Raw genomic sequence first — 21,624 nt, forward strand, 5'->3', positions numbered from 1 at the left:
GATGGCGAACATCAGGGCGTCGTCCACCGCGCGCACGGGCCTCGACACCACCGTCGCCGACGCACCGCCGGCAATCGTCTTCGACCGCGTCGGCGTCGTCTACGGCCGCGGCAGGAAGGCGGCGTGGGCGCTCGTCGACTTCAACCTCCGTGTCGCGGCCGGCGAGACGGTGGCACTGCTGGGTCCCAGCGGCTCCGGCAAGTCAACCGCCCTCAACGCGCTGGCCGGTTTCGTCCGCCCCAGCACCGGCGCGGTCCGGCTCGCCGGGCGCGACGTGACCGATCTGTCGCCGGCCCGGCGCGGCATCGGGGTGGTGTTGCAGTCCTACGCGCTGTTCCCGCACATGCGGGTCGCCGACAACGTCGCCTTCGGCCTCACATCGCACCGGGTGCCTCGCGGCGAGATCGCGTCCCGGGTGACCGAGGCGCTGGACATGGTCGGAATGTCCCATTTTGGAACGCGTTTGCCCCGTGAGCTGTCCGGCGGCCAGCAGCAGCGCGTCGCCATCGCAAGGGCCCTCGCGATCCGGCCGCGCGTGCTGCTGCTCGACGAGCCGTTGGCGGCGCTGGACGCGCAGCTGCGGCAGTCGATGCTGACCGAGCTGCAGCGGCTCAAGGAATCCTTGCCCGACACCGCGATGCTCTACGTCACCCACGACCAGGGCGAGGCGCTGGCACTGGCCGACCGGATCGTGGTGATGAACGATGCCCGGCTAATGGACGTCGGCACCGCGAAGGACCTGTGGGCCCGCCCGCCGACGAGTTTCACCGCCGCCTTCCTCGGCGGGGCCAACCTGGTTCCGTGCACGGTCGGCCGCGTCATCGGAACGAGCGCACTGGTGTCCGTCGCACATCAGACGCTCGGTGCCGAGGCCCCGCAGCCGGCGGTCGGCAAGGTCGACTGGGCACCGGGATCAGCTGCGCTGCTGTGCATTCGACCGCACACCATCAAGGTCGTGGGCCTCGGCGATCGTGACGCCCTGCGTGCGCGGGTGAACGCGTCGGTGTGGCGCGGTGCCAGCACCCGGCTGGTGGTGTCCGTGCACGGTCTACCCGACCAGCTGCTCGACGTCGACGTACCGGGCGCGGCGACCTACGCCGTGGGAACCGAGATCGGACTCCGCTTTCCCGAGCCCGCCGGCGTGCTGGTGGCGACCACGTGAGCACACTGCTCGGCGCGGCGCCGGAGGCCCCGCCGACACCGCCGACACCGTCGGCGCCGCGGTCGGCGGCGGTGTGGTGGACTCTCCCGCCGCTGCTGATCGTTCTGCTCGTCGCGGTCTACCCGCTGGCCCGGGTATGCCTGGAGTCACTCGACGGCGCCGGCACGCCCAGCAGTTGGTCGAGTGTGCTGACCTCGGCGGCGTTTCGCGACGCGCTGTGGCGCACCGTCGCCATCGCCGCCACCGCCACGCTGGGCTGTCTGGTCCTCGGCACGTTCCTCGCCGTCGTCCTGGCCTTCGTGCCGTTCCCGGGCAGCCGTCTGGTGGGCCGGTTGATCGACAGCGTCTTGGCGCTGCCGTCGTTCCTCGTCACCCTGGCCTTCACCTTCCTGTACGGCACCGCGGGCGCGGTCAACGCCACGGTCGCCGGCCTGACCGGTGATCGCGAGCCCGTACTGAACTTCCTCAGCACCCCGGCCGGCGTGATCGCCGCCGAGATCACCTTCTTCACGCCATTCGTCGTCCGGCCGCTGTTGGCGTCGTTCTCGGTGCTGCCGAAGGCGCAGCTCAACGTGGCGGCCAGCCTCGGCGCGTCGCCGCTGCGCGTGTTCGGGTCGGTGGTGTTGCCGGAGGCGTGGCCCGCGTTGACCGCAGGCGGCAGCCTGGTCCTGCTGTTGACGCTCAACGAATTCGGCATCGTGCTGTTCACCGGAGCCAAGGGCGTCACCACGCTGCCGGTGCTCATCTACACCCGTGGCATCGTGACCTTCGACCTGCCGGGCGCCGCGGTCATCGCGACCGTTCAGATCGCGCTGTCGCTGGCCCTCTACGGCGCGTACCGCGTGGTCTTCGCCCGGATGACCGCCCGACGAGGAAGGTACGGCGATGTTGGCGTGGAACCGTCGCGGTAGGGCGGTGGTGCTCGGCCTCTTCGCGGTGGTCGTCACGATCGTCTTCGTCGCACCCCTGGCCACGGTGGTGCTCGCGGGACTGGCCGGGTCCTGGACCGGTCCACTGCCGTCGAACCTGGGCTTCGCGCACATGGGAAACGCCCTGTCGGGGGAGGATTTGGCCAGCTTGTCGGTCAGTCTGCAGACCGCCGTCGTCGCGGGCGGGCTGGCGCTCCTGCTGGGGACCTGGGCGGCGTTGGCCTCTCGGGCGGCCCCGCGCTGGCTGAGTCGAATCGTCGACGCGGTGTTTCACCTGCCCATCGCCGTACCGTCGGTGGCACTCGGGCTCGGCCTCCTGATCGCCTTCAACTCCCGACCGTTACTGCTCGGCGGTACCCGGTGGATCGTGATCCTGGCCCATGCGGTGCTGGTGCTGGCCTTCGCATTCAGCGCCGTCTCGGCCGCGCTGAGCCGCCTCGACCCGGCCTTCGGCCAGGCCGCGGAATCCCTTGGCGCGGGACCGTTTCGGGTGCTGACGCGTGTGACGCTGCCGCTGCTGATGCCAGCGCTCGGGGCAGCCGCCGGGCTCGCGGTGGCACTGTCGATGGGCGAGCTCGGCGCGACGGTGATGGTCTACCCGGCGACGTGGAAGACGTTGCCCGTCACGATCTTTTCGCTCACCGATCGCGGCCAGGCGCTGCAGGCGGCCGCAAGCACCACCATCTTGCTGTTCGTCACGCTGGCGGCACTGACGGCTGTGGGGCGCATCCGGTCCGCCGCTGCGGTGCGCTGATCACCCCGCGGCGGGCGGAGCCGGTTCCGGTGGTACGTAGCCGGGCAGCGTGATCGGTGGGAGGCCGGGGATCTCGAGGATGCCAGGGGGCGAGGCGGTGCTGGTCTCACTCGGCGGCGTCGCCGGCCCCGGTGGCGGCCCGAGCGGAGCCGCGGTCGTCGTGGTGGGCGTGGGCGACGCCTCGGTGGTGGTCTCCGGCGGCGGGGCCGTGGTGACGGGCGACTCCGTGGGAGCCGCCGTGGTCGTCGGTGGGGCGGGCAGGGTCTCGGACGGCAATGGTCCGATGGGGACCAGCGGTTCCTCGTAGACCGGTGGCGGCGCGGGGGCCGAGGGACTCGGCGGTGGTGGGGGAGGGGACGGTGGTGGCGCCTGGGGTGGCGGCAGATCCGCCGGTGACGACGTCCGCACGCTGCCCGTCCGCGGCGTCCAGCCCTGCTCGGCGGGCTTGCCGATACCGCACGACACCTGCTTGCTGCCTGCGGCCCAGCTCACGGCCGACACCGGCTCGAAGCCGAGCGACAGGCCCGACGTGCTCAGCCGCGCGGGGGTCAGGTAGGCGTCGGAGGCCCGTGTGCAGGCCTCGGTGATGAACGCGCGCTGCTCGGAATCCGACGGCAGGCTGCCGGTGAAGCGCTCGGCGAGGTTGGCCGAACCGGTGACCTCCAGGCCGTGCGGCACCGAACAGTCGACCGGGATGTCGGTGGAGCGGTTGGATCCGTCCAGGCCGAGGCAGGTGCCGGGGGGCCAGATCTTGGACTGATCGAGGTCGACGATGCGCCCCTTGAAGGGCACCGGCTTGCCGTCCTTGCCGAGCAGCTGCAGGCCGCACAGCAGGTTGCGGCCGCCGGCACTGGTGCCGCCGGCGTCACCAGCCCACAGGACGCTGATGGTGAAACGGCTGTTCGGGTCGTAGTGGGGGCCCAGGTACTCCCGCACCGCCAGCTGGCACGGTTCGCCGAACCCGTTCATGTCGACCGGTTTGGCCACCTCGAACATGTGATCCGAGCGGCACTGCACGAAGGAGGGCTTGTCGGGAGCGTCGGGAGGCCAGCTCAGGCACGTGCCCGTGCCGGCGTTGCTGAAGACGATGCTCGCGCGGCTGCCCCCGTCGGCGGTCCTCGGCGCCTCCGGAGTGGAGGTGAGCAGCTGGATGACCCCGCCGACGAGCAGCACGATCATCACCAGGGTGAGGATGCCGCGGCGATGTGCGCGCTTCTGCAGACGCTTGGCGTCGTCCGCGGGCCCGTCGCCGTCGTGGTCGAGGGCCGCGAGCACCGACGCCAGGTCCGGGCCACCGCCGCTGGTCTGGGGTCTCACCGTGCCCGACTCCGTCGAGGTGCCGGCCCGTACCCGCCTTTCACGATCCCACTCTCCGTGACGATGGACTGGCCGGGTGCTCGAGCCACGTCGTCAAGCGTGGCACAGCCGCACAGGGGACGCCACGTCTGCGGCCGTACCGTGACCAGCTTCGACGTCATACCGTGTCACTAGACAAACTCGCCAGAGTGTCGTCTACCTCACTCAAAGCGGGGTACCCTCGGCAAATGACGGCTGCACCGGACACCCGGTACCCGGGCCCCACCCTGACGACGCGGGTGCGCTGGCTGATGAAGGCGGGGCCAGCCGACTACATGTTGGCAGCCAGTGTCGCCGCCACCTCGCTACCCGTGGTCGGCAGATACCTCGAACCGCTCGGCGGGGCCACCGCGGGATGCATCTGGGGCGTGCGCCACACCCCAGACTTCATGGGTGCGGCGGTGAAATCCTGGTTCACCCCCGGCATCGGAGCGGTCAAGAAGCAACAGCGTGACGCGACCGCGTCCATCACGCAGGCCGCGTTGCACGGCGTGGTGCCGCCCAAGGCACTGGAGGTTACCTGGCCCGCGCCCGAGCGGACACCGCCGGTGTGGAAGGCCCTCGAGCATCGACGCAACGTCTACCGTTCCTCGGTTCGGTACGGAGACAGCCCAACTCAGCTGCTCGACGTGTGGCGTTCCAAGGAGCTTCCCGTCCAGCCGGCGCCGGTGATGATCTTCCTGCCGGGAGGCGCCTGGGTGCACGGCGGTCGCATCCTGCAGGGCTACGCGTTGATGTCGCATCTGGCCGAGATGGGTTGGGTGTGTCTGTCGATCGACTACCGCGTGGCCCCGCATCATCCGTGGCCCCAGCACATCACCGACGTCAAGACCGCGATCGCGTGGGCTCGGGCCAACGTCGACAAGTTCGGTGGCGACCGCAACTTCGTCGCCGTGGCCGGCACGTCGGCGGGCGGGCACCTCGCCGCGTTGGCGGGGCTGACCGCAGGTGACCCGGAGATGCAGCGTGACCTGCCCGCGGGATCGGACACCTCGGTCGACGCGGTCGTCGGCATCTACGGACGCTACGACTGGGAGGACAAGTCCACCGTCGAGCGCGCCCGTTTCGTCGACTTCCTCGAGCGCGTCGTGGTCAAGCGCAAGATCGCCCGGCATCCGGAGATCTTCCGCAAGGCGTCTCCGATCGCCCGCACGCACGCCGACGCGCCGCCGTTCCTGGTGATCCACGGCAGTGGCGACACCGTCATCCCCGTGCAGCAGGCACGGGACTTCGTCCAACGGCTGCGTGACCAGTCGCGGTCGGTGGTCGGCTACGTGGAGTTGCCCGGTGCCGGCCACGGTTTCGACATGATCGACGGCGCCAGGACCGGTTCGGCGGCGACGGCAATTGGCTTGTTCCTCAACGAGGTTCACCGAAACCAGACGCTGGCTGGCGCACAGGCGGTTGTATAGCCGGGTGAAGAGGCTCAGCGGGTGGGACGCGGTCCTGCTGTACAGCGAAACGCCGACCGTGCACATGCACACGCTGAAGCTGGCGGTCATCGCGCTGGAGGACCTCGGAGGCCGCACGTTCGGTGTCGAGGAGTTCCGCAAGGTCATCCACAGCCGACTGCACAAGCTCGACCCGTTCCGCTACGAGTTGGTCGACATCCCGCTGAAGTTCCACCACCCGATGTGGCGGGAGAATTGCGAGGTCGACCTCGACTACCACATCCGGCCCTACCGGGTGGAGAGCCCGGGCGGGCGCCGTGAGCTCGACGAGGCGGTCGGCAAGATCGCCAGCACACCGCTGGACCGCAGCCGACCGCTGTGGGAGATGTACTTCATCGAGGGTCTGGCCGACGGCCGAATCGCCGTGCTGGGCAAGATCCACCATGCGCTCGCCGACGGGGTGGCCTCGGCGAACCTGATGGCCCGCGGCATGGACCTCTTGGACGCCCCGGACGACCGCGACTCCTACGCCACCGATCCCGCGCCGAGCACCACCGAGTTGGTGCGGACGGCCTTCAACGACCACCTGCGCCAAATCGGGCGGTTGCCGGGCGTGATGCGTTACACCGCAAGGGGTTTGCGGCGGGTGCGACGCAGCTCGCGAAAGTTGGGTCCTGAGCTGACCCGACCCTTCACCCCGCCGCCGAGCTTCATGAACCACATGGTGGACGCCACGCGCCGGTTCGCGACGGCGACGCTGTCGCTGGCCGACGTCAAGGAGACCGGCAAGTCACTGGGCGTGACGATCAACGACATGGTGCTTGCCATCTCGGCCGGGGCACTGCGCGGGCTGTTGCAGAAGTACGACGGCAAGGCCGATCATCCGCTGTTGGCTTCAGTCCCAGTCAGTTTCGACTTCTCCCGTGATCGCATCTCGGGCAACTACTTCACCGGTGTGATGATGGTCCTGCCTGTCGAACTGGCCGATCCCCTGGAGCGGGTCAGTGCCGTGCACGACGCCGCGGTCTCGGCGAAGGAGACCCACGACCTGATGGGCCCGGAGCTGGTGAGCCGGTGGTCGGCGTACTTCCCGCCAGCGCCCGCCGAGGCGATGTTTCGCTGGCTGGCCAACAAGGACGGTCAGAACAAGGTGCTCAACCTGCCGATCTCCAACGTGCCAGGCCCGCGCGAGCACGGCCGGGTCGGCGGCGCCTTGGTGACCGAGATCTACTCGGTGGGTCCGCTGACCACGGGCAGCGGGCTCAACATCACGGTGTGGAGCTACGTCGACCAGCTCAACGTCTCGGTGCTCTCCGACGGTGCCACGCTCGCCGACGCGCACGAGCTGACCGATGCCATGGTCGAGGCTTTCGTCGAAATACGGCGCGCCGCTGGGCTTTCGGATGAGTTGACCGTCGTCGAGGGGGCGATGGCGCCCTAGGCGGGCGGTCAAGGTAGGTCGGCCGGGCGAATCCTTAGTTTGGCGGCGATGCGGGCCAGTGCCTGACGGTCGGTGGCGTTCAACGGGTCCAGGACGAATTCACGCACCGTGCGCAGGTGGGTTGGAGCGGCCGCGACGACCAAGTCGTAGCCGGCGTCGGTGAGGGCGGCGATGGTGTAGCGACCGTCGTCGGGGTCGGGCGAGCGCTGCACCCAACCGCGTTGCTCGAATCGCTTGACGACGTTGGAGAGTCGCGACAGCGAGCCGTTGACCAGGTAGGCGAGCTCGCTCATCCGCAGGCGGCGTCCGGGCGCCTCCGAGACGTGACTGAGCACGAGGTATTCGAAGAGGGTCAGCCCGGCCGCGTGCTGCAGTGGTGTCTCCAGACGCCCCGGCAGCAACAGCATCAGCGACACCAGTCCGGTCCACGCCTCCTTCTCCTCGGGCGTCAACCACTGCGTCTGATCGGGATCGGGAGTGGTCATGACGGCACCCTACCGACCGTTGATCACTTTACGCATGAAGTAAAGACGCGTAGGGTTCACTTCATGCATGAAGTAACAGACGACGGTTCGTCGTCCTCGATCACCTTTCACGTCACCCCGGGCTACGGCGACTGGGCTTTGGCCAATTTGCACTATCACCAGGCACTTCGGATCGGGAATCGGATCGAGATCTCCGGGCAGGGCGGCTGGGACGACGACGTGACGTTCCCGGAGAGCCTCGAGGAGGAGATCGTCACCGCCTTCGACAACGTCGAGCGCACCCTCGCGGAGGCGGGCGCGACGTGGCGCGACGTCGTCGCGGTGGAGTCCTTCCACGTGCCAAGTGCGCCCGACTCCATCGGTGACGCGCACAACAGGGTGATGGTCCAGCAATTCCGCGCGCGGATGGGCGACCGCGCGCCCATCTGGACGCAGCTCGGCGTCACCGCGCTCGGCGCGCCCAAGATGCGGGTGGAGATTCGCGTGACGGCAATCGTGGGGCCGCGGTAGAAGATTGCGACACGGTCACGGGTGGGTATCAAGCCATGACTCACCGGACACTTCGGTCCCAGGGGTCACTACTGTCACAGCAGAAGTTGCTGGCGTCATCGTGACGTCCTCCGTGGAAGGTGTCCCATGTCGCCGCGTCGTCGCATCGCATCCGCATCGGTGGCGACCGCGGCCGCCCTCGGACTCTGCACCGTCCTCGGCGTCGCGCCGCCCGCCGGCGCCGAACCCTGCGAGGGCGCCGCGGCCGCGGCCCAACCCACCGCCGGGCAGGCCTTCCAGATCCCGAGCCCGTCGGGCATCTCGCCGTTCAATCGGCCGATCGGCCACAAGCCCGCTGGCGCGAACGACGCGGCTCCGCTGCCCAAACTCGGGTTGCTGCCCGCTCTGATCAAGGCGCTGACCCCGCCTCCGGTGGCGCCGGTGCAGCAGCAGGCCGGGGTGGTGCCCTCACCCCGACCCGGCGGTGCGGCGACCCAGCCGACGGCCGCGGCCCCGGCGCCGGCTCCGGTGGCCGCCCCGGCGCCGGTGTCGACGGCCCCGCCCGGCACCTCGCTGGTCGGATGGGTCACCGGCCCCGACAGCCCCAACGACACCGTCAAGAAGTTCGCCATCACCGGCACCGATCTCGGAATCATGTGGGACAACGGCGATTCCGCCAACAATCAGGTGCTGATGGCCTTCGGCGACACCAACGGCTTCTGCGCCATTCCCGGCAAGCAGTGGCGCTACAACGCGCTGTTCCGCAGCCAAGACCGTTCGCTGTCCAACACCGTGGCGGTGCCCAACGGGGTCGTCGGGAACAAGTACTCCGGGGCACCGGTCTGGCGGCCCGGCATCGCCAAGCAGATCATCAACACCATCGGGCAAGCGCCGCAGGAAACGGGCATCATCCCCACCGCCGGTGTCTCGGCCGGCGGCAAGCAGTACCTCAACTTCATGTCCATTCGGAGCTGGGACGCCAACGGCGCCTGGAGCACCAACTATTCGGCGATCGCGATGTCACCGGACAACGGCGAGACGTGGGGCGTGTATCCCGGCACCGTCCGCACACCGGGGGCGGGCAACGAGAACTTCCAAATGGGTGCGTTCCTCAAGCCCGGCCCCGGCGACCAGTACCTGTACTCCTACGGCACGCCCAACGGCCGCGGCGGATCCGCCTACGTGGCCCGCGTCGCGCCGGGCCTCATTCCCGATCTGACCAAGTACGAATATTGGAACGGCGACAGTCAATCCTGGGTGCCCGCCAACCCGGCCGCCGCGACGCCGGTCATCCCCGGCCCGGTGGGCGAGATGTCGGCGCAATACAACACCTATCTCAAGCAGTACCTCGCGCTGTACTGCAACGGTGCCAACGACGTCGTGATGCGGACCTCGCCAACCCCGCAGGGGCCGTGGAGTCCGGAGGCGATGTTGGTCAGCCACATGGAGTTCCCCGGCGGCATCTATGCGCCCTACCTGCACCCGTGGTCGACGGGCAAGGAGCTGTATTACAACCTGTCCCTGTGGTCGGCCTACAACGTGATGCTGATGCACACCGTCTTACCGTAACCCGTTGCAGCTGAAGCCCTCAGCCGCGCTTGGCCTTCACCCAGTCCAGGAAGTGCGCGACTGCGGTCGCGGTGTAGTCACCGTGCGGTGAGCCGAAGAAGTCGAAGGCGTGCTGGGCATGCGGGATCTCGGCGTAGGCCACCGGATTGTCCGACGCCTTCTCCAGCGCCTCGGCGAACGCGCGTCCCTCCTGCACCGGGATGATCGAGTCGTCGGTGCCGTGCAGCACGAAGAACGGCGGTGCGTCGGCGTGCACCTTGGTGATCGGCGACGCGTCGAGGTAGGTCTGCCGGTGCTCGCGGAACCGCTTCTTGACGATGTAGCGCTGCAGGATCGCGATGAACTCCGGTCGGCCCGAGCCCTCCGAGGTGAACCAGTCGTAACGGCCGTAGATCGGCACCGCGGCCGCCACGGAGGTGTCGGCGTCCTCGAAACCCGGTTGCCACTTCGGGTCGTTGGGCGTCAGCGCCGCCAGCGCGGTGAGGTGCCCGCCCGCCGACCCACCCGTGATGCACACGAAGTCGGGGTCGCCGCCGTGGTCGGCGATGTTCTCCTTGATCCACGCCAGGGCCCGCTTCACGTCCACGATGTGAGCCGGCCAGGTGTTGCGCGGGCTGACCCGGTAGGCCATCGACACGCAGATCCACCCGCGTTCGGCCATGTGCGTCATCAACGGGTAGGCCTGCGGGCGGCGCATCCCGATCGCCCACGCCCCGCCGGGCACCTGCAGCAGAACGGGCGCCTTGCCGTCGCGGGGCAGGTCGCCGCGGTGCCAGACGTCGGCGACGTTGGCGCGGTGCGGCCCGTAACGCACCACGTCGTCGCGCTTGACGTACTGCCGTCTGGCCCACGACGTCCGCAACACCCCACCGCGACGGCGGCGCCGCTCCTCGGCGGCGATGTCGGCGTAGTCATCGCCCAGTGTCTCCCGCAGCGGAGCCTCGAAGGACTCCTGCGACCTGGCGTTGCGGTAGTAGACGAAACCCAATGTGGCCCAGGACAACGCGGTCAGCCCCAGGCCGACGCGCCCCGCCCGGCCCGCGAAATCGCCGCGTACCCCGCGCCGGACGGCGTCGAGCATCGAGGCGCCGGCCACCACCGGCGCCGCCTCGCTGGTGGGCCAGCCAAGGAAGAACACCGGAATGGTGACGTAGCCCTCGCGGCCGAGCGGTTGGACGGCGTTGGCCGACAGCAGGAGTTCGGCGACCCCACGCAGCAGCGGGTGTCTACGTCGCACGGTCGTCGGTCGGCAATAGCGCGTGAAGGTCACGACGAACGATCTTGCCCGTACTGCCTCGCGGCAAACTCTCCAGCACCGTGATGCTGCGTGGCACCTTGTAATTGGCCAGGTTGGCCCGCACGTGGGCCTTGAGGTCCTCGGGCGTCGTCGACTCGTCGGCCAGCACCACGAAGGCCGCCAACCGCTGCCCGTACTCGTCGTCGTCGACGCCGAGCACCGAGGCCTCCGCCACCGCCGCATGGGCCGACAGCACCTTCTCGACCTCGATGGGGTACACGTTCTCGCCGCCCGAGACGATCATCTCGTCGTCGCGGCCCACGACGAACAGCCGACCGTCGGCGTCGAGGTAGCCGACGTCACCGCTGGACATGTAGTCACCCTCGAAGTCCTTCGTGGCGCCGGAGGTGTACCCGTCGAACTGGGTGGAATTGCGGACGAAGATGGTGCCGACCTCACCGGTGGGCACCTCGTTGCGCTCCGCGTCGAGGATCCGAATGTCGGTGCCCTCGGCGGGTCTACCCGCCGTGTCGGGTGCGAACCGAAGGTCGGCGGGCGTGGCGGTGGCGATCATGCCCGCCTCGGTGGCGTTGTAGTTGTTGTAGATGACGTCGCCGAAGCGGTCCATGAAGGCGGTCACCACGGCCGGGTTCATCCGTGAGCCGGAGGCGGCCGCGAACCGCAACGAACGACCGCTGTACTTCGACAGCACGTCCTCGGGCAGGGCCATGATGCGGTCGAACATGACTGGGACGACGCACAATCCGGTCGCCTGGTGCTGGTCGACCAATCTCAGCGTCGCCTCGGGGTCGAACTTGCGCCGGGTGACGATGGTGCACGCCATCGACGCGGCGAACGCCAGTTGCGCGAACCCCCAGGCGTGGAACATGGGGGCCACGATCACGGTGGTCTCCTCGGCCCGCCACGGCGTGCGGTCGAGGATGCCCTTGAGAGTCTGCGGGCTGCCGCCGGAGTGGCTGGCGCCCTTGGGAGTTCCCGTGGTGCCCGAGGTCAGCAGGATCACCTTGGCCTTGGTGCTCGGCCGTTCCGGTCGACGGCCGTAGTACTCGCCGATCATGGTCTCGACGCCGCGGTGGTCCTCGGGGGTGTCCCGCCAGGCCAGGATCCGGACGGTGTCGGGGAGCTTTGCGAGCGCCACGTCGACCGTCGGCCCGAACTCCCCGTCGTAGACCACTACGACCGACTTGCCGGCGCCCTCGCGCGAAACGACCTCCGCCAGAGCAGGTCCCGCGAAGGACGTGTTGAGCAACAGCACCTCGGCACCGATGCGGTTGGCTGCGATCAGCGACTCGACGAAGCCACGGTGGTTGCGGGCCATGATCGCGACGACCTGCGGGGTACCGCCGGGCAGGCCCTGCAGTGCGGCGGCGAACGCGTCGGCCCGCTGGTCGACGTCCCGCCACGTCAAAGTACCGATCTCGTCGACGAGGGCGGGCCGGTCGGGGCACCGCTGCGCAGCGCTTGCGAAACCGGAGGTGATGCCCATGTTCTCGCGCGCCATCGCGGCGACGATGCGCAGGTACTTGTCCGGCCGCAACGGGGCGATGACGCCCGCGCGGGCCATCGTCGTCAGCAGGCCCACGGTGTTGGTCAGCGGATCGATGAGCGCCACGGCCGATCAGCCCAGCACGGGGAGTCGTCGTTGCTTGGCGAGCTGACTCAGCGCCTTCTGCATCACGTGACGCACGTGGGCGTCGACCTCGTCGACGTCAGGATCCTCGCCAAATTCGGTGACGACGTCGATCGGCGGGAGCACCTGGGTGACGATCTTCGTCGGCAGCGGCACGTTCAGCGGCAACACCGCCGAGAGCCCGAACGGGAAGCCGAACGAGACGGGCAGGATCTTAACCCGCAAGAGCTTGTCGAGGCGTAGCGCCTTGGCCATGCCCTCGCCGCGGGTCAGGAACAGCTGGGCTTCCTGGCCGCCGATCGACACCGACGGCACGATGGGCACCCCGGCGTTGAGGGCGGCCCGGACGTAGCCGGTGCGCCCACCGAAGTCGATCACGCTCTCCGACAGCGTCGGACGGTAGACGTCGTAGTCACCGCCGGGGAAGACCACGACCACCCCGCCGGCACGCAGGGCCTCGTCGGCGTTCTCGTGATTGGCGGGGATGAAACCGGTCTTGCGGAAGAAGTCACCCGTCGGGCCGGTGAAGATGATGTCGTGGCTCAAGGTGTAGACGGGACGGTCGAAGCCGAACTTCTCGTAGAAGCCCGTCGCGAACACCGGGACGTCCATCGCGAAGAGACCGCCGGAGTGGTTGCCCACCACCAGTGCGCCGCCCTGGGGGAAGTCTTCGAGGCCGTGCACCTCGGCGCGGTGATAGCCCTTGATGAGGGGCCGCAAGAAGCCCATCACCCGTTCCGTGAGGCCCGGATCCCACTTCGTGACGGCGCTCGGTTCGACGTCTACCGAATCGGTGTCGTTGGCGTTCACGGCTGCTCCCCGGCTCGAAAGTGGAACGTGTTCTAGTTCTAGGTTACCCGGGGGGCCGCCGAAGCCGTAATCACGAGATCCGCGCCTCAGACGGAGGTGACGTACTCCGTGGTGTAGAACTCCACCGGCGTCTGCGCATACGGCGCCGGCACGTCGAGGACCACCCAGGCCCCGGTGGCGCCCGTGGCGACGGGGCCGGCGAAGGTCGTGGAGCCGCCTCCGATGCCGTCGGTTTGCAGCGAGCCCGAGACGACGCCTGGCGCACCGGCACCGCACGACTGCGACGGCCGCGGCGTCTGGATCACCCGGACGTCGTAGCGCGTGTTCGGCGTCGCGGTCGCCACGTCGACCGTCGCCACCAGCATTCCCGAGCCGTCGGTGCGCACGTGCGCGACGGCTCGGGCGTCGCCCTTCGCGTCCACCCACGGCAGCTTGGTGAAGTCGCACGCCCGCCACTGGCTCGACATCGGCATGGGGGAGCTCGCCGTTCCCGGGGCGGCCGCGGCGAGAGGTGCCGTCGTCGCGGCCAAGGCCACGAGACCGGCCGCCGCGGCCGCGAACGTCGTGGTCGTCAATTTCGTCATGGGGACAACCTTAGTTGCGGGGTGTGCGATGGTCACCAGGATCACGGGCCGACGACCAGGTTCCACGGGTCCCCGGCCGCCAGCGCCATCCGGCCGAGCCGCGTGGCCCACCAGCCCGTGGTGCCGAATTCGTCGGCCCAACTTCGCGCGCGCATCGTCGCCAGCCACAGCTGATGTTCGATCGTCACGCCGATGGCGCCGTGCAGCTGGTGGGCGATCGTCGTGACCGGGCCCACGGCGCGGCCCACCGCGACCTTGGCCACGGTGACCGCGTAATCGGCTTCGGCGCTGCCGAAGCCGTGCTCGACGGCCGCGAAGGTCGCCAACGTCATTGCCGCACGGCTCCTTTCGATCTCACCGTGTAGCGCGGCCAAGGAATGCGACACGGCTTGGAACGTGTCAAGGCTCCGACCGAACTGCTTGCGTTCACCGGTGTGCGAGACGGTGAGTCGCGCGGCGGCGTCGAATGCGCCGACGATCTGCACGCATCGCGCCCAGGCTCCGCGGCGCACCAGTTCCTCGGCCACCGCCCGAGGCAGTCGGACGACGTCGTCGGCGGCGAGGTCGAAGGTCACCTCGCCACGCGGCTCGCCACCCACGTTCGGTGCGCCGTCGGCGGAGCCCGGCGGCAGCACCGCGACGAAGGTGGCGTCGGCGGAGCGCGCTGCGAGTAGCACGGGCCCGACGGCCGGCCAGGGCACACCTCGTGCGGTGCCCGTGATTCGGCCGTCTCCGTCGACGTCGGCGATCGCGACCGTCAGGGGTCCATCGGCGGGTACCGTCAGGTCTGCTCGTGCCGCCAACCACGTTGCCAACAGGTCGGTTTCGGCGACGGGCACGGCGGCGGCCCAGCGAGCCAGCTCGCCGATGACGACGGCCGCCTCGGCCGGACCGGCGCCCTGATCGGTGGTCAGCCTCGTCAGGCCCGAGGTCTCCAACGCCTGCCACAGGTTGGCGTCGAAGGGCTCGGGCAGCCCGTGGTGTCCCACGCGAGCGTCGTAGGACTTCCGGCCGATCTCGTCGACGAGCGCCTTGAGTTCGTCGTTCACGTCGCCGCCTTGGTTCCCCGCGCCACGATGCCGCGCAGCACCTCGTTCGTTCCGCCGCGCAGTGTGAACAGGGGCGAATGCACCCGGGCGACGGCCAGGAGCGCGCGAAGTCGCTCCCCGTCGGCCCCGCCGACACCGTCGACGAGGTCGGCGGCGAGTTCCACCGAGTCCTGCTCGAACCGGGTGCCCAGATCCTTGACCATCGCCGCGCGCGTGTTGGCGTCCTCGCCCGACGTCAGGGCACGGGCCACCGCGATCGACAGCTGCCGCAGCGAGACCATCCGCCCCATCAGGTCCCCGACCGCCGCCGCGGTCCGGTCGTCGACGTCGGCGCGGCCCAGTGTCGAGACGACGTCCATCAGCAGCGTGGCCGTCGACAGGAACCGTTCGGGCCCACTGCGTTCGAAGCCCAGCTCGGAGGTGACCTGGTGCCATCCCGAGCCGAGCTCGCCGAGCAGGTCGCCGTCGGTGAGCCGCACGTCGTCGAATTGCACCTCGTTGAAGTGGTGCTCGCCGTTCATGAGGACGATGGGGCTCATCGTGATTCCCGGCCGGTCGGTGGGAACGATGAATTGGCTGAACCCGGCGTGCCGATGGGCGGTGTCCAGCGGGCTGGTGCGGGCCAGCACGACGATCTGATGCGCGAGGTGGGCGCCGCTGGTCCACACCTTGGTGCCGTTGAGCAACCATCCGTCACCGTCGCGCGTCGCGCGGGTCTGGACGGCCGCGAGATCCGAACCCGCACCGTGTTCGCTCATGCCGATCGCCGAGTACAGCCGCCCGGCCGCGATCTGGGGGAGCAGGCGACGCCGCTGGTCCTCGGTGCCATACGCGAGCAGCCCGGGCGCCACCTGGCGGTCGGCGATCCAATGCGCCCCCACCGGCGCACCGTGTGCCAGCAGTTCCTCGGTCACCACGTAGCGGTGCAGGTAGCCGGTGCCGTCGGCGGGTGCCCGGCCGCCGTATTCGACGGGGATGGTCAGCCCGATGAACCCGGCGTCGGCCAGCCGGATGCTGAAGTCGGTGTCCCAGCTCGAGAGCCAGCAGTCGACGGCCGGGGTCCACCCGAAGGTCTCTCGATCGGCGGCCAAGAACGCCCGAACCGCCGCGCGTAGCCCGTTGAGGTCGGTGCCGTCGGCACGCAGATCGTCGAATTCGCTCACTAGGGTTCCGAGTGTAGTGCGGCATCACGGGGCCATACTCGAGGCCACACTCGACGAGCACGGGAGACGAGATGGCCTGCGTGTACTACACCGCCTCGAGCCTGGACGGTTTCGTCGCCGACGAGTCGAATGGTCTGGACTGGTTGCTCACTCGGGACGTCGACCCGCGCGGCGCCTTCGGCTACGAGGCGTTCGCCGACGGCGTCGGCGCACTGGCGATGGGGTCGACCACCTATCGGTGGATCGTCGAAAACCAGCCCGGCGACTGGCCGTACGGCCAACCCAGCTGGGTGCTGACCCACCGGCCCGACGTCGTCGTCCCCGGCCATCCAGTGACGGTGTTCACCGGGGACGTCGCCGAGCTGTACCCCGAGATGGTGGCGGCCGCCGCGGGTCTCGACGTGTGGGTGGTCGGCGGCGGGGACGTCGCCGGGCAGTTCGCGGCGGCCGGGTTGATCGACGAGATGATCGTGTCGTACGCGCCGTGCTCCCTGGGCTCTGGTGCGCGGGTGCTGCCGTTGCACACCGAGTGGGCGCTCCAAGAGGTCGGCCGCAACGGCGACTTCGTCTGCGCGCGGTGGGTGAAGACTGCGTGACCGGGCGCACGGCGGCTAGATTCGCAGTTGCGTTCCGCGGGAGGTGACGATGCAGCAGCGAGGTCTCGGCGAGTTGGAGGCGACGGTGATGGATCGCGTCTGGGCCCGCTCCGGCGGTGGCACCGTGCGCGAGGTGTTCGACGAGCTCGCCGGCATCCGCCAGATCGCATACACGACAGTGCTTTCCACGATGGACCATTTGCACCGCAAGGGCTGGGTGCGGCGTGAACGCGAGGGCAAGGCCTATCGGTACTGGCCGACGATGACGCGCGAGGAGCGCTCGGCCAACCTGATGCGCGCGGCGTTCGACGCCGGTGGCGACACCGAGGCGGTGCTCGCCCTGTTCGTCGAGCAGATGACGGCCGAGGAGTCGGCGCAATTGCGGGCTGCGTTGCGGCACGGCGGCGCGGGCAGGCACCGTCCGTGACGGGCACCGTCTACCTGCTGATCCATGGCGCCGCGGTGAGCTGGCTGGCGCCTGCGCCGCTGAGCTGGCTGACCCGCCGCGGCACGAATCCGCGTCTGTGCGTTGCCGCGTGGCTGACCGCGATGGCCGCGGTGGTGGTCAGCTGGATCGCGGCGATGATCGTCGTCGTCGTGCCCCTCGTGGGCGACGGGCCCAGCTCCTCGATGGTGGTGCTGTGCCTCGAACTGCTCGGCGTGCCGGAGCGCGTGGCGACGCTCGGGCCGGTCGGCACCGTCGGACTCTTGGCCGTCGGTCTCGGCGTCTCGACGGTGGTGGCACTGGGCGTCACGCGGACGATGCACGCACTGCGCATCCGCAGCGCCGAGCACGCCGACGCCGCGAGGATGGTCGGGACGCCGACTGCCGAAGCAGGCGTGGTCGTCGTCAGCGGTGCGCAGCGTGCCGCGTACTGCGTCGTCGGTCGCCCCCACGCAATCGTCCTGACCACCGCGGCGGTCGCTGCGCTCGACGGACCCCAACTCGAGGCGGTGCTCGCGCACGAGCGGGCGCATCTCGTGGGACGCCACCATCACCTGCTGATGGTGTTGCGGGCCTTGGCCGCTCGGCTGGCCCACCTCCCGGTCTTCACCCGCGGTGCGGCCGCGGTGGCCGAGCTGTTGGAGATGTGCGCCGACGACCACGCGGCCCGGCGCCACGGTCCGCGGCCGCTGGTGGCGGGGATGCTCGCGCTCGCCTCACCGGCGCCACCGGCCGGCGGGTTGGCGGTCGCGTCGACGGCCACCGCGGTGCGCGCCCACCGACTGCTGGAGCCCGCACACCGTTCGACGCGGTGGTGCCACCGGGCCGCCACCTCGGCGGTCATCGCGGTGACGATCGCACTGCCCGTCGTCGTCAACCTGCTGTGCCACCACTGACGATGCGGAGAGGCGCGACCGTCCTACTCGTCCTGCTGGCCCTGCTCTCGGTGGCCGGCGCCCCGCCATCGGGCGCAGCACCGTGCGGCAGCTCCGCGGCGTCGGACTGCGACCTGGCCCAGCGCATCGCCGCCGCCGAGCAGTACCTCCTCGACCGCCCAGGAACGGTGGGTTTCGTCCTGCGCGACCGCGCGACCGGGGCGAAGTACCGCAACGCCAACGCGGCCACGCCGATCTGGACGGCGTCGACCATCAAGCTGGCGATGGTCGCCGATCTGCTCACCAGGGCACGGGCCGGGACGGTGAACCTCACCGACGCCGACCGCACCCTGATGGTCGCCATGCTGAGGAACTCCGACAACGACGCCGCCGATGCGCTGTGGTCGCGCCACGGAGGTCCGCAGCAGGTGTTCAACGCGAACTTCCCTCGATACGGCATGCCGAATGTGGTGCCACAGCCTGGTTTTGGCGACGTGTTCCCGTACTGGGGCTTTCAGAAGGCCACCGCCGACGACCTCGACGGACTGATGAACTACGTGCTGACCGGCCTCGCCCCGGCCGACGCCGCCGCCGTGGTGGCGGAGATGCAACGCGTCGACGCCGACCAGCAGTGGGGGGTGTGGGGTGCCGGACCCGCGATGGCGCCCGGCAATAAGGACGGGTGGTCGCAGGAACAGGGCGGGTGGGTGGTCAACTCCGTCGGTTTCGCCGGACCCCGGCAGCGCTACACGCTGGCGATCATGAACGCCCTCGGCGGCGAGGGCGGCTACGACGACGGCGTGGAGACGACGACTCAGCTCAGTCGCTTGCTGCTGGCGCCCTAGGAGTGAGACGGCACGCCGAATTGGCGCACGAATTCCCGTGAGCGGATCAAGAATTCGACCTGTCGCGCCACGTCCCGCAACGGTTCGGCGGTCCGGGTCGCGCGGCACAGCACCACTGCCCCCTCCAGCGCCGAGATGCACGTCACCGCCAGCGACCCCGCATCGGACTCGTCGAACCCGTCGGCGACGAAGGCGCGGGCCAGTGCGGCGCGCCAACGGTCGAAGATGTCGCCGGCGATGGGCGTCAGCGCCGGATCGGCGTCGGCCGAACCGATCGCGGCCGCGACCACCGGACAGCCTGCGGCGAAGTCACTCTCGGCGAGGGTGCGCTCCCAGAACGCGACGAACTGACCGATCAGCGGTATGCAGCCCTGGGTGGCGGCGTCGTCGACGAGTCGGGTGATCGCGTCTCCGGCGAACTGGAGGGCCTCGGTCAGCAGCTGACTACGGCCGCCGGGAAAGTGGTGATAGACCGACCCGCGGGGTGCGCCACTGCGAGTCAGTACCTCGTCGATCGTGACGCCGGCGGCGCCCTTCTCCCGCAGCACCTCGGCGGCGGCGAACAGCATCCGGTACCGCGTCGTGCCGCGTGCAGGACGGCTGACGTCGACGGACGAGGGCATCAGGCGGCGGCACCCGAGTGGCGCTGCAGAAGGTGGCGCCACTGGGCCACGCGGGCCGAACCCGGCAGGGGTCGACGCCGATTCTCCACGGTGCAGCTCATGCGGCGGCCCAGGACGTTTACTTCGAGCAGCCACATGGCGCCTCCCTCATTATGGTAACGAGCATAGTGGGCTCAACGTCACCTGGTCGAAAATGTATTCCGGATCACTTTGAGCCCGTGTCCGCTATGTCGTCGTCCATAGCGACGACGATGGCCGGCTGGGTCCTACCGGGCTACGCTCGGGCGCACTCCGATCGTGAAAGGCTTTGGGCGTGGGTCACTACAAGAGCAATGTGCGGGACCTCGAATTCAACCTCTTCGAGGTCCTTCACCTGGAGAAGGTGCTCGCCAGCGGGGAGTTCGGCGACCTGGACGCGGATTCGATTCGCGACATGCTGAGCGAGGCGGCGCGCCTGGCCGAGGGTCCGTTGGCCGAGTCCTTCGCCGACTCCGACAGGCACCCGCCGACCTTCGACCCCGACACCCACGCGGTGACCCTGCCCGCGGCGTTCAAGCAGTCGTTGCGGGCGTGGCAGCAGGGCGAGTGGTTCCGGATCGGACTGTCGGAGGACGTCGGCGGCGTCCCCGCTCCCTCGATGCTGGCGTGGGCCATCAACGAGTTTCCCCTCGGCGCGCAGCCTGCGGCCTTCATGTACCTCGCCGGGCCCGTGCTGGCCGGCATCCTGCACGCGGAGGGCAACGCCCAGCAACGGCACTGGGCGGCCATGGCCGTCGAGCGCAATTGGGGTGCGACGATGGTGCTCACCGAGCCGGACGCGGGCTCCGACGTCGGCGCCGGGCGCACCAAGTCCGTCGAACAGCCCGACGGCACCTGGCATCTCGACGGCGTCAAGCGCTTCATCACCAGCGGCGACTCCGACGACCTGTTCGAGAACATCGTGCACATGGTGCTGGCCAGACCCGAGGGTGCGGGGCCCGGCACCAAGGGGCTTTCGCTGTTCATGGTGCCCAAGTTCCTGCCCGACCCGGAGACGGGGGCGCCCGGGGACCGCAACGGTGTGTTCGTCACCGGGGTCGAGCACAAGATGGGCCTCAAGGTCTCGGCGACGTGCGAGCTGACGTTCGGTGCACACGGCACCCCGGCGATCGGCTACCTGGTCGGCGACACCCACAACGGCATCGCGCAGATGTTCAAGATCATCGAGTACGCGCGAATGATGGTCGGCACCAAGGCAATCAGTACGTTGTCCACCGGATACCTCAACGCGCTCGAGTACGCCAAGACCCGTATTCAGGGTGCGGACCTCACTCAGATGACGGACAAGACCGCGCCGCGGGTGAGCATCCTGCACCACCCGGACGTGCGGCGGGCCTTGCTGATGCAGAAGGCGTACGCCGAAGGGTTGCGTGCGCTGTACCTCTACACCGCCGCCCATCAGGACGAGGCGGCGGCCGCCGTCGTCTCCGGCGCGGACGAGGCCATGGCGGGCCGGGTCAACGACCTGCTGCTACCGATCGTCAAGGGCGTCGGATCCGAACGCGCCTACCAGACGCTGACCGAGGCGCTGCAGACCTTCGGCGGTTCGGGCTTCCTGCAGGACTATCCGATCGAGCAGTACATCCGCGACGCGAAGATCGACTCGCTCTACGAGGGCACGACGGCAATTCAGGCGCAGGACTTCTTCTTTCGCAAGATCGCCCGTGACCAGGGTGGGGCGCTGGCGCACGTCGCCGGTGAGATTCAGGCGTTCCTCGACGCGGAGTCGGCGCGTGCCGAACTCGCCGACTGCCGCGGGCGGTTGGCCACCGCCCTGGCCGACGTGCAGTCGATGGTCGCCACCATGACCGGGCATCTCATTTCCTCGCAACGGGATTCGCGCGAGCTCTACCGGTTCGGCCTCGGGTCGGTGTCGTTCCTGATGGCCGTCGGCGACCTGTTCATCGGATGGCTTCTGCTGCGCGGTGCCGAGATCGCCCTGGACGCGCTCGACGGTGAGCCCACCGAACGCGACCGGGCGTTCTATCTCGGCAAGGTGACCGCCGCGAAGTTCTTCGCCGACAACGTGCTTCCTCGGCTCACCGCCGAACGCACGATTCTCGAGTCGGCCGACCTGGCGATCATGGACCTCGACGAGGACGCGTTCTAGGCCCAACGCCATCGAGTGTGC

The 21,624-nt window shown here is 69.3% G+C and carries 22 protein-coding genes; 12 read left to right on the plus strand and 10 right to left on the minus strand.

Annotated features, from left to right (window positions below; translation table 11 throughout):
* Nucleotide 1 precedes the first annotated feature (1 nt).
* From H7K45_RS29270 to H7K45_RS29280, 3 genes are read left to right on the plus strand one after another with little or no spacing between them, the layout of a single operon-like run.
* Nucleotides 2–1,162 (plus strand): ABC transporter ATP-binding protein, encoded by a 1,161-nt coding sequence (locus H7K45_RS29270; protein WP_263999770.1) that lies wholly within the window; start codon nucleotides 2–4, stop codon nucleotides 1,160–1,162.
* Nucleotides 1,159–2,073 (plus strand): 2-aminoethylphosphonate ABC transporter permease subunit, encoded by a 915-nt coding sequence (locus H7K45_RS29275; RefSeq protein ID WP_263999687.1) that lies wholly within the window; start codon nucleotides 1,159–1,161, stop codon nucleotides 2,071–2,073. The genes H7K45_RS29270 and H7K45_RS29275 overlap by 4 nt, the downstream gene beginning before the upstream one ends.
* On the plus strand, nucleotides 2,048–2,845 hold the full coding sequence (locus H7K45_RS29280) for an ABC transporter permease (RefSeq protein WP_263999688.1): 798 nt from the start codon (nucleotides 2,048–2,050) through the stop codon (nucleotides 2,843–2,845). The genes H7K45_RS29275 and H7K45_RS29280 overlap by 26 nt, the downstream gene beginning before the upstream one ends.
* Here H7K45_RS29280 and H7K45_RS29285 read toward each other — a convergent pair whose 3' ends face one another.
* The gene (locus tag H7K45_RS29285; RefSeq protein WP_263999689.1) at nucleotides 2,846–4,162 is read right to left on the minus strand and encodes a septum formation family protein; all 1,317 of its coding nucleotides are present in this window, start codon (nucleotides 4,160–4,162) and stop codon (nucleotides 2,846–2,848) included.
* Between the two features lie 227 nt (nucleotides 4,163–4,389).
* Between H7K45_RS29285 and H7K45_RS29290 the strand changes: the two genes are divergently transcribed.
* On the plus strand, nucleotides 4,390–5,613 hold the full coding sequence (locus tag H7K45_RS29290) for an alpha/beta hydrolase (protein WP_263999690.1): 1,224 nt from the start codon (nucleotides 4,390–4,392) through the stop codon (nucleotides 5,611–5,613).
* A gap of 4 nt (nucleotides 5,614–5,617) precedes the next feature.
* Nucleotides 5,618–7,033 (plus strand): WS/DGAT/MGAT family O-acyltransferase, encoded by a 1,416-nt coding sequence (locus tag H7K45_RS29295; RefSeq protein WP_263999691.1) that lies wholly within the window; start codon nucleotides 5,618–5,620, stop codon nucleotides 7,031–7,033.
* Nucleotides 7,034–7,041: 8 nt separating this feature from the next.
* Here H7K45_RS29295 and H7K45_RS29300 read toward each other — a convergent pair whose 3' ends face one another.
* Nucleotides 7,042–7,518 carry a MarR family winged helix-turn-helix transcriptional regulator gene (locus H7K45_RS29300; protein WP_263999692.1) on the minus strand — a complete coding sequence of 159 codons (477 nt, stop codon included), beginning with the start codon at nucleotides 7,516–7,518 and terminating at the stop codon, nucleotides 7,042–7,044.
* A 63-nt stretch (nucleotides 7,519–7,581) separates the two neighbouring features.
* On the opposite strand from H7K45_RS29300, the gene H7K45_RS29305 reads away from it, so the two are divergent.
* Nucleotides 7,582–8,028 carry a Rid family hydrolase gene (locus H7K45_RS29305; protein WP_263999693.1) on the plus strand — a complete coding sequence of 149 codons (447 nt, stop codon included), beginning with the start codon at nucleotides 7,582–7,584 and terminating at the stop codon, nucleotides 8,026–8,028.
* A 126-nt stretch (nucleotides 8,029–8,154) separates the two neighbouring features.
* A complete protein-coding gene (locus tag H7K45_RS29310; RefSeq protein ID WP_263999694.1) occupies nucleotides 8,155–9,576 on the plus strand; it encodes a glycoside hydrolase family 183 protein in 1,422 nt (473 codons plus the stop codon).
* A 19-nt stretch (nucleotides 9,577–9,595) separates the two neighbouring features.
* Here H7K45_RS29310 and H7K45_RS29315 read toward each other — a convergent pair whose 3' ends face one another.
* The 6 genes from H7K45_RS29315 to H7K45_RS29340 form a co-directional block, all read right to left on the minus strand.
* Nucleotides 9,596–10,813 carry an alpha/beta hydrolase gene (locus H7K45_RS29315; RefSeq protein WP_263999695.1) on the minus strand — a complete coding sequence of 406 codons (1,218 nt, stop codon included), beginning with the start codon at nucleotides 10,811–10,813 and terminating at the stop codon, nucleotides 9,596–9,598.
* The gene (fadD12, locus tag H7K45_RS29320) at nucleotides 10,803–12,398 is read right to left on the minus strand and encodes an acyl-CoA ligase FadD12 (protein ID WP_372512687.1); all 1,596 of its coding nucleotides are present in this window, start codon (nucleotides 12,396–12,398) and stop codon (nucleotides 10,803–10,805) included. Before fadD12 ends, H7K45_RS29315 begins: the two co-directional genes overlap by 11 nt.
* Nucleotides 12,399–12,452: 54 nt before the next feature.
* Nucleotides 12,453–13,193 carry a 1-acyl-sn-glycerol-3-phosphate acyltransferase gene (locus tag H7K45_RS29325; protein WP_263999771.1) on the minus strand — a complete coding sequence of 247 codons (741 nt, stop codon included), beginning with the start codon at nucleotides 13,191–13,193 and terminating at the stop codon, nucleotides 12,453–12,455.
* Nucleotides 13,194–13,360: 167 nt separating this feature from the next.
* On the minus strand, nucleotides 13,361–13,858 hold the full coding sequence (locus H7K45_RS29330) for a hypothetical protein (RefSeq protein WP_263999697.1): 498 nt from the start codon (nucleotides 13,856–13,858) through the stop codon (nucleotides 13,361–13,363).
* Between the two features lie 41 nt (nucleotides 13,859–13,899).
* Nucleotides 13,900–14,907 carry an acyl-CoA dehydrogenase family protein gene (locus tag H7K45_RS29335; protein WP_263999698.1) on the minus strand — a complete coding sequence of 336 codons (1,008 nt, stop codon included), beginning with the start codon at nucleotides 14,905–14,907 and terminating at the stop codon, nucleotides 13,900–13,902.
* Nucleotides 14,904–16,070, minus strand: coding sequence for an acyl-CoA dehydrogenase family protein (locus H7K45_RS29340; protein WP_263999699.1), 1,167 nt, complete (start codon nucleotides 16,068–16,070; stop codon nucleotides 14,904–14,906). Before H7K45_RS29340 ends, H7K45_RS29335 begins: the two co-directional genes overlap by 4 nt.
* A 71-nt stretch (nucleotides 16,071–16,141) precedes the next feature.
* Here H7K45_RS29340 and H7K45_RS29345 point away from each other — a divergent pair, with 71 nt between their 5' ends.
* From H7K45_RS29345 to H7K45_RS29360, 4 genes are read left to right on the plus strand one after another with little or no spacing between them, the layout of a single operon-like run.
* Nucleotides 16,142–16,666 (plus strand): dihydrofolate reductase family protein, encoded by a 525-nt coding sequence (locus tag H7K45_RS29345; protein ID WP_263999700.1) that lies wholly within the window; start codon nucleotides 16,142–16,144, stop codon nucleotides 16,664–16,666.
* Between the two features lie 49 nt (nucleotides 16,667–16,715).
* Nucleotides 16,716–17,093, plus strand: a complete 378-nt coding sequence (locus H7K45_RS29350; protein WP_263999701.1) for a BlaI/MecI/CopY family transcriptional regulator — start codon at nucleotides 16,716–16,718, stop codon at nucleotides 17,091–17,093.
* Nucleotides 17,090–18,007, plus strand: a complete 918-nt coding sequence (locus H7K45_RS29355) for a M56 family metallopeptidase (protein WP_263999702.1) — start codon at nucleotides 17,090–17,092, stop codon at nucleotides 18,005–18,007. Before H7K45_RS29350 ends, H7K45_RS29355 begins: the two co-directional genes overlap by 4 nt.
* A 2-nt stretch (nucleotides 18,008–18,009) precedes the next feature.
* Complete coding sequence (locus tag H7K45_RS29360; protein WP_263999703.1) at nucleotides 18,010–18,831, plus strand: serine hydrolase; 822 nt, start codon at nucleotides 18,010–18,012, stop codon at nucleotides 18,829–18,831.
* Here H7K45_RS29360 and H7K45_RS29365 read toward each other — a convergent pair.
* Together H7K45_RS29365 and H7K45_RS29370 are read right to left on the minus strand one after the other, a co-directional pair.
* On the minus strand, nucleotides 18,828–19,454 hold the full coding sequence (locus H7K45_RS29365; protein ID WP_263999704.1) for a TetR/AcrR family transcriptional regulator: 627 nt from the start codon (nucleotides 19,452–19,454) through the stop codon (nucleotides 18,828–18,830). The two genes, H7K45_RS29360 and H7K45_RS29365, sit on opposite strands and share 4 nt — an antisense overlap.
* Nucleotides 19,454–19,591 (minus strand): hypothetical protein, encoded by a 138-nt coding sequence (locus tag H7K45_RS29370; protein ID WP_263999705.1) that lies wholly within the window; start codon nucleotides 19,589–19,591, stop codon nucleotides 19,454–19,456. Before H7K45_RS29370 ends, H7K45_RS29365 begins: the two co-directional genes overlap by 1 nt.
* A gap of 176 nt (nucleotides 19,592–19,767) precedes the next feature.
* Here H7K45_RS29370 and H7K45_RS29375 point away from each other — a divergent pair, with 176 nt between their 5' ends.
* Nucleotides 19,768–21,603 carry an acyl-CoA dehydrogenase gene (locus H7K45_RS29375; RefSeq protein ID WP_263999706.1) on the plus strand — a complete coding sequence of 612 codons (1,836 nt, stop codon included), beginning with the start codon at nucleotides 19,768–19,770 and terminating at the stop codon, nucleotides 21,601–21,603.
* The last annotated feature ends 21 nt before the right edge of the window (nucleotides 21,604–21,624 follow it).

Source organism: Mycobacterium yunnanensis (assembly GCF_025823185.1).
Taxonomy (GTDB): Bacteria; Actinomycetota; Actinomycetes; order Mycobacteriales; family Mycobacteriaceae; genus Mycobacterium; species Mycobacterium yunnanensis.

Coding starts and splice junctions, on each gene's coding strand:
- H7K45_RS29305 (WP_263999693.1), top strand. CDS start 7,582: ATGCATGAAGTAACAGACGACGGTTCGTCGTCCTCGATCACCTTTCAC.
- H7K45_RS29370 (WP_263999705.1), bottom strand. CDS start 19,591: ATGTGGCTGCTCGAAGTAAACGTCCTGGGCCGCCGCATGAGCTGCACC.
- H7K45_RS29325 (WP_263999771.1), bottom strand. CDS start 13,193: ATGGGCTTCTTGCGGCCCCTCATCAAGGGCTATCACCGCGCCGAGGTG.
- H7K45_RS29330 (WP_263999697.1), bottom strand. CDS start 13,858: ATGACGAAATTGACGACCACGACGTTCGCGGCCGCGGCGGCCGGTCTC.
- H7K45_RS29310 (WP_263999694.1), top strand. CDS start 8,155: ATGTCGCCGCGTCGTCGCATCGCATCCGCATCGGTGGCGACCGCGGCC.
- H7K45_RS29345 (WP_263999700.1), top strand. CDS start 16,142: ATGGCCTGCGTGTACTACACCGCCTCGAGCCTGGACGGTTTCGTCGCC.
- H7K45_RS29360 (WP_263999703.1), top strand. CDS start 18,010: ATGCGGAGAGGCGCGACCGTCCTACTCGTCCTGCTGGCCCTGCTCTCG.
- H7K45_RS29300 (WP_263999692.1), bottom strand. CDS start 7,518: ATGACCACTCCCGATCCCGATCAGACGCAGTGGTTGACGCCCGAGGAG.
- H7K45_RS29270 (WP_263999770.1), top strand. CDS start 2: ATGGCGAACATCAGGGCGTCGTCCACCGCGCGCACGGGCCTCGACACC.
- fadD12 (WP_372512687.1), bottom strand. CDS start 12,398: ATGGCCCGCGCGGGCGTCATCGCCCCGTTGCGGCCGGACAAGTACCTG.
- H7K45_RS29290 (WP_263999690.1), top strand. CDS start 4,390: ATGACGGCTGCACCGGACACCCGGTACCCGGGCCCCACCCTGACGACG.
- H7K45_RS29350 (WP_263999701.1), top strand. CDS start 16,716: ATGCAGCAGCGAGGTCTCGGCGAGTTGGAGGCGACGGTGATGGATCGC.
- H7K45_RS29280 (WP_263999688.1), top strand. CDS start 2,048: ATGTTGGCGTGGAACCGTCGCGGTAGGGCGGTGGTGCTCGGCCTCTTC.
- H7K45_RS29365 (WP_263999704.1), bottom strand. CDS start 19,454: ATGCCCTCGTCCGTCGACGTCAGCCGTCCTGCACGCGGCACGACGCGG.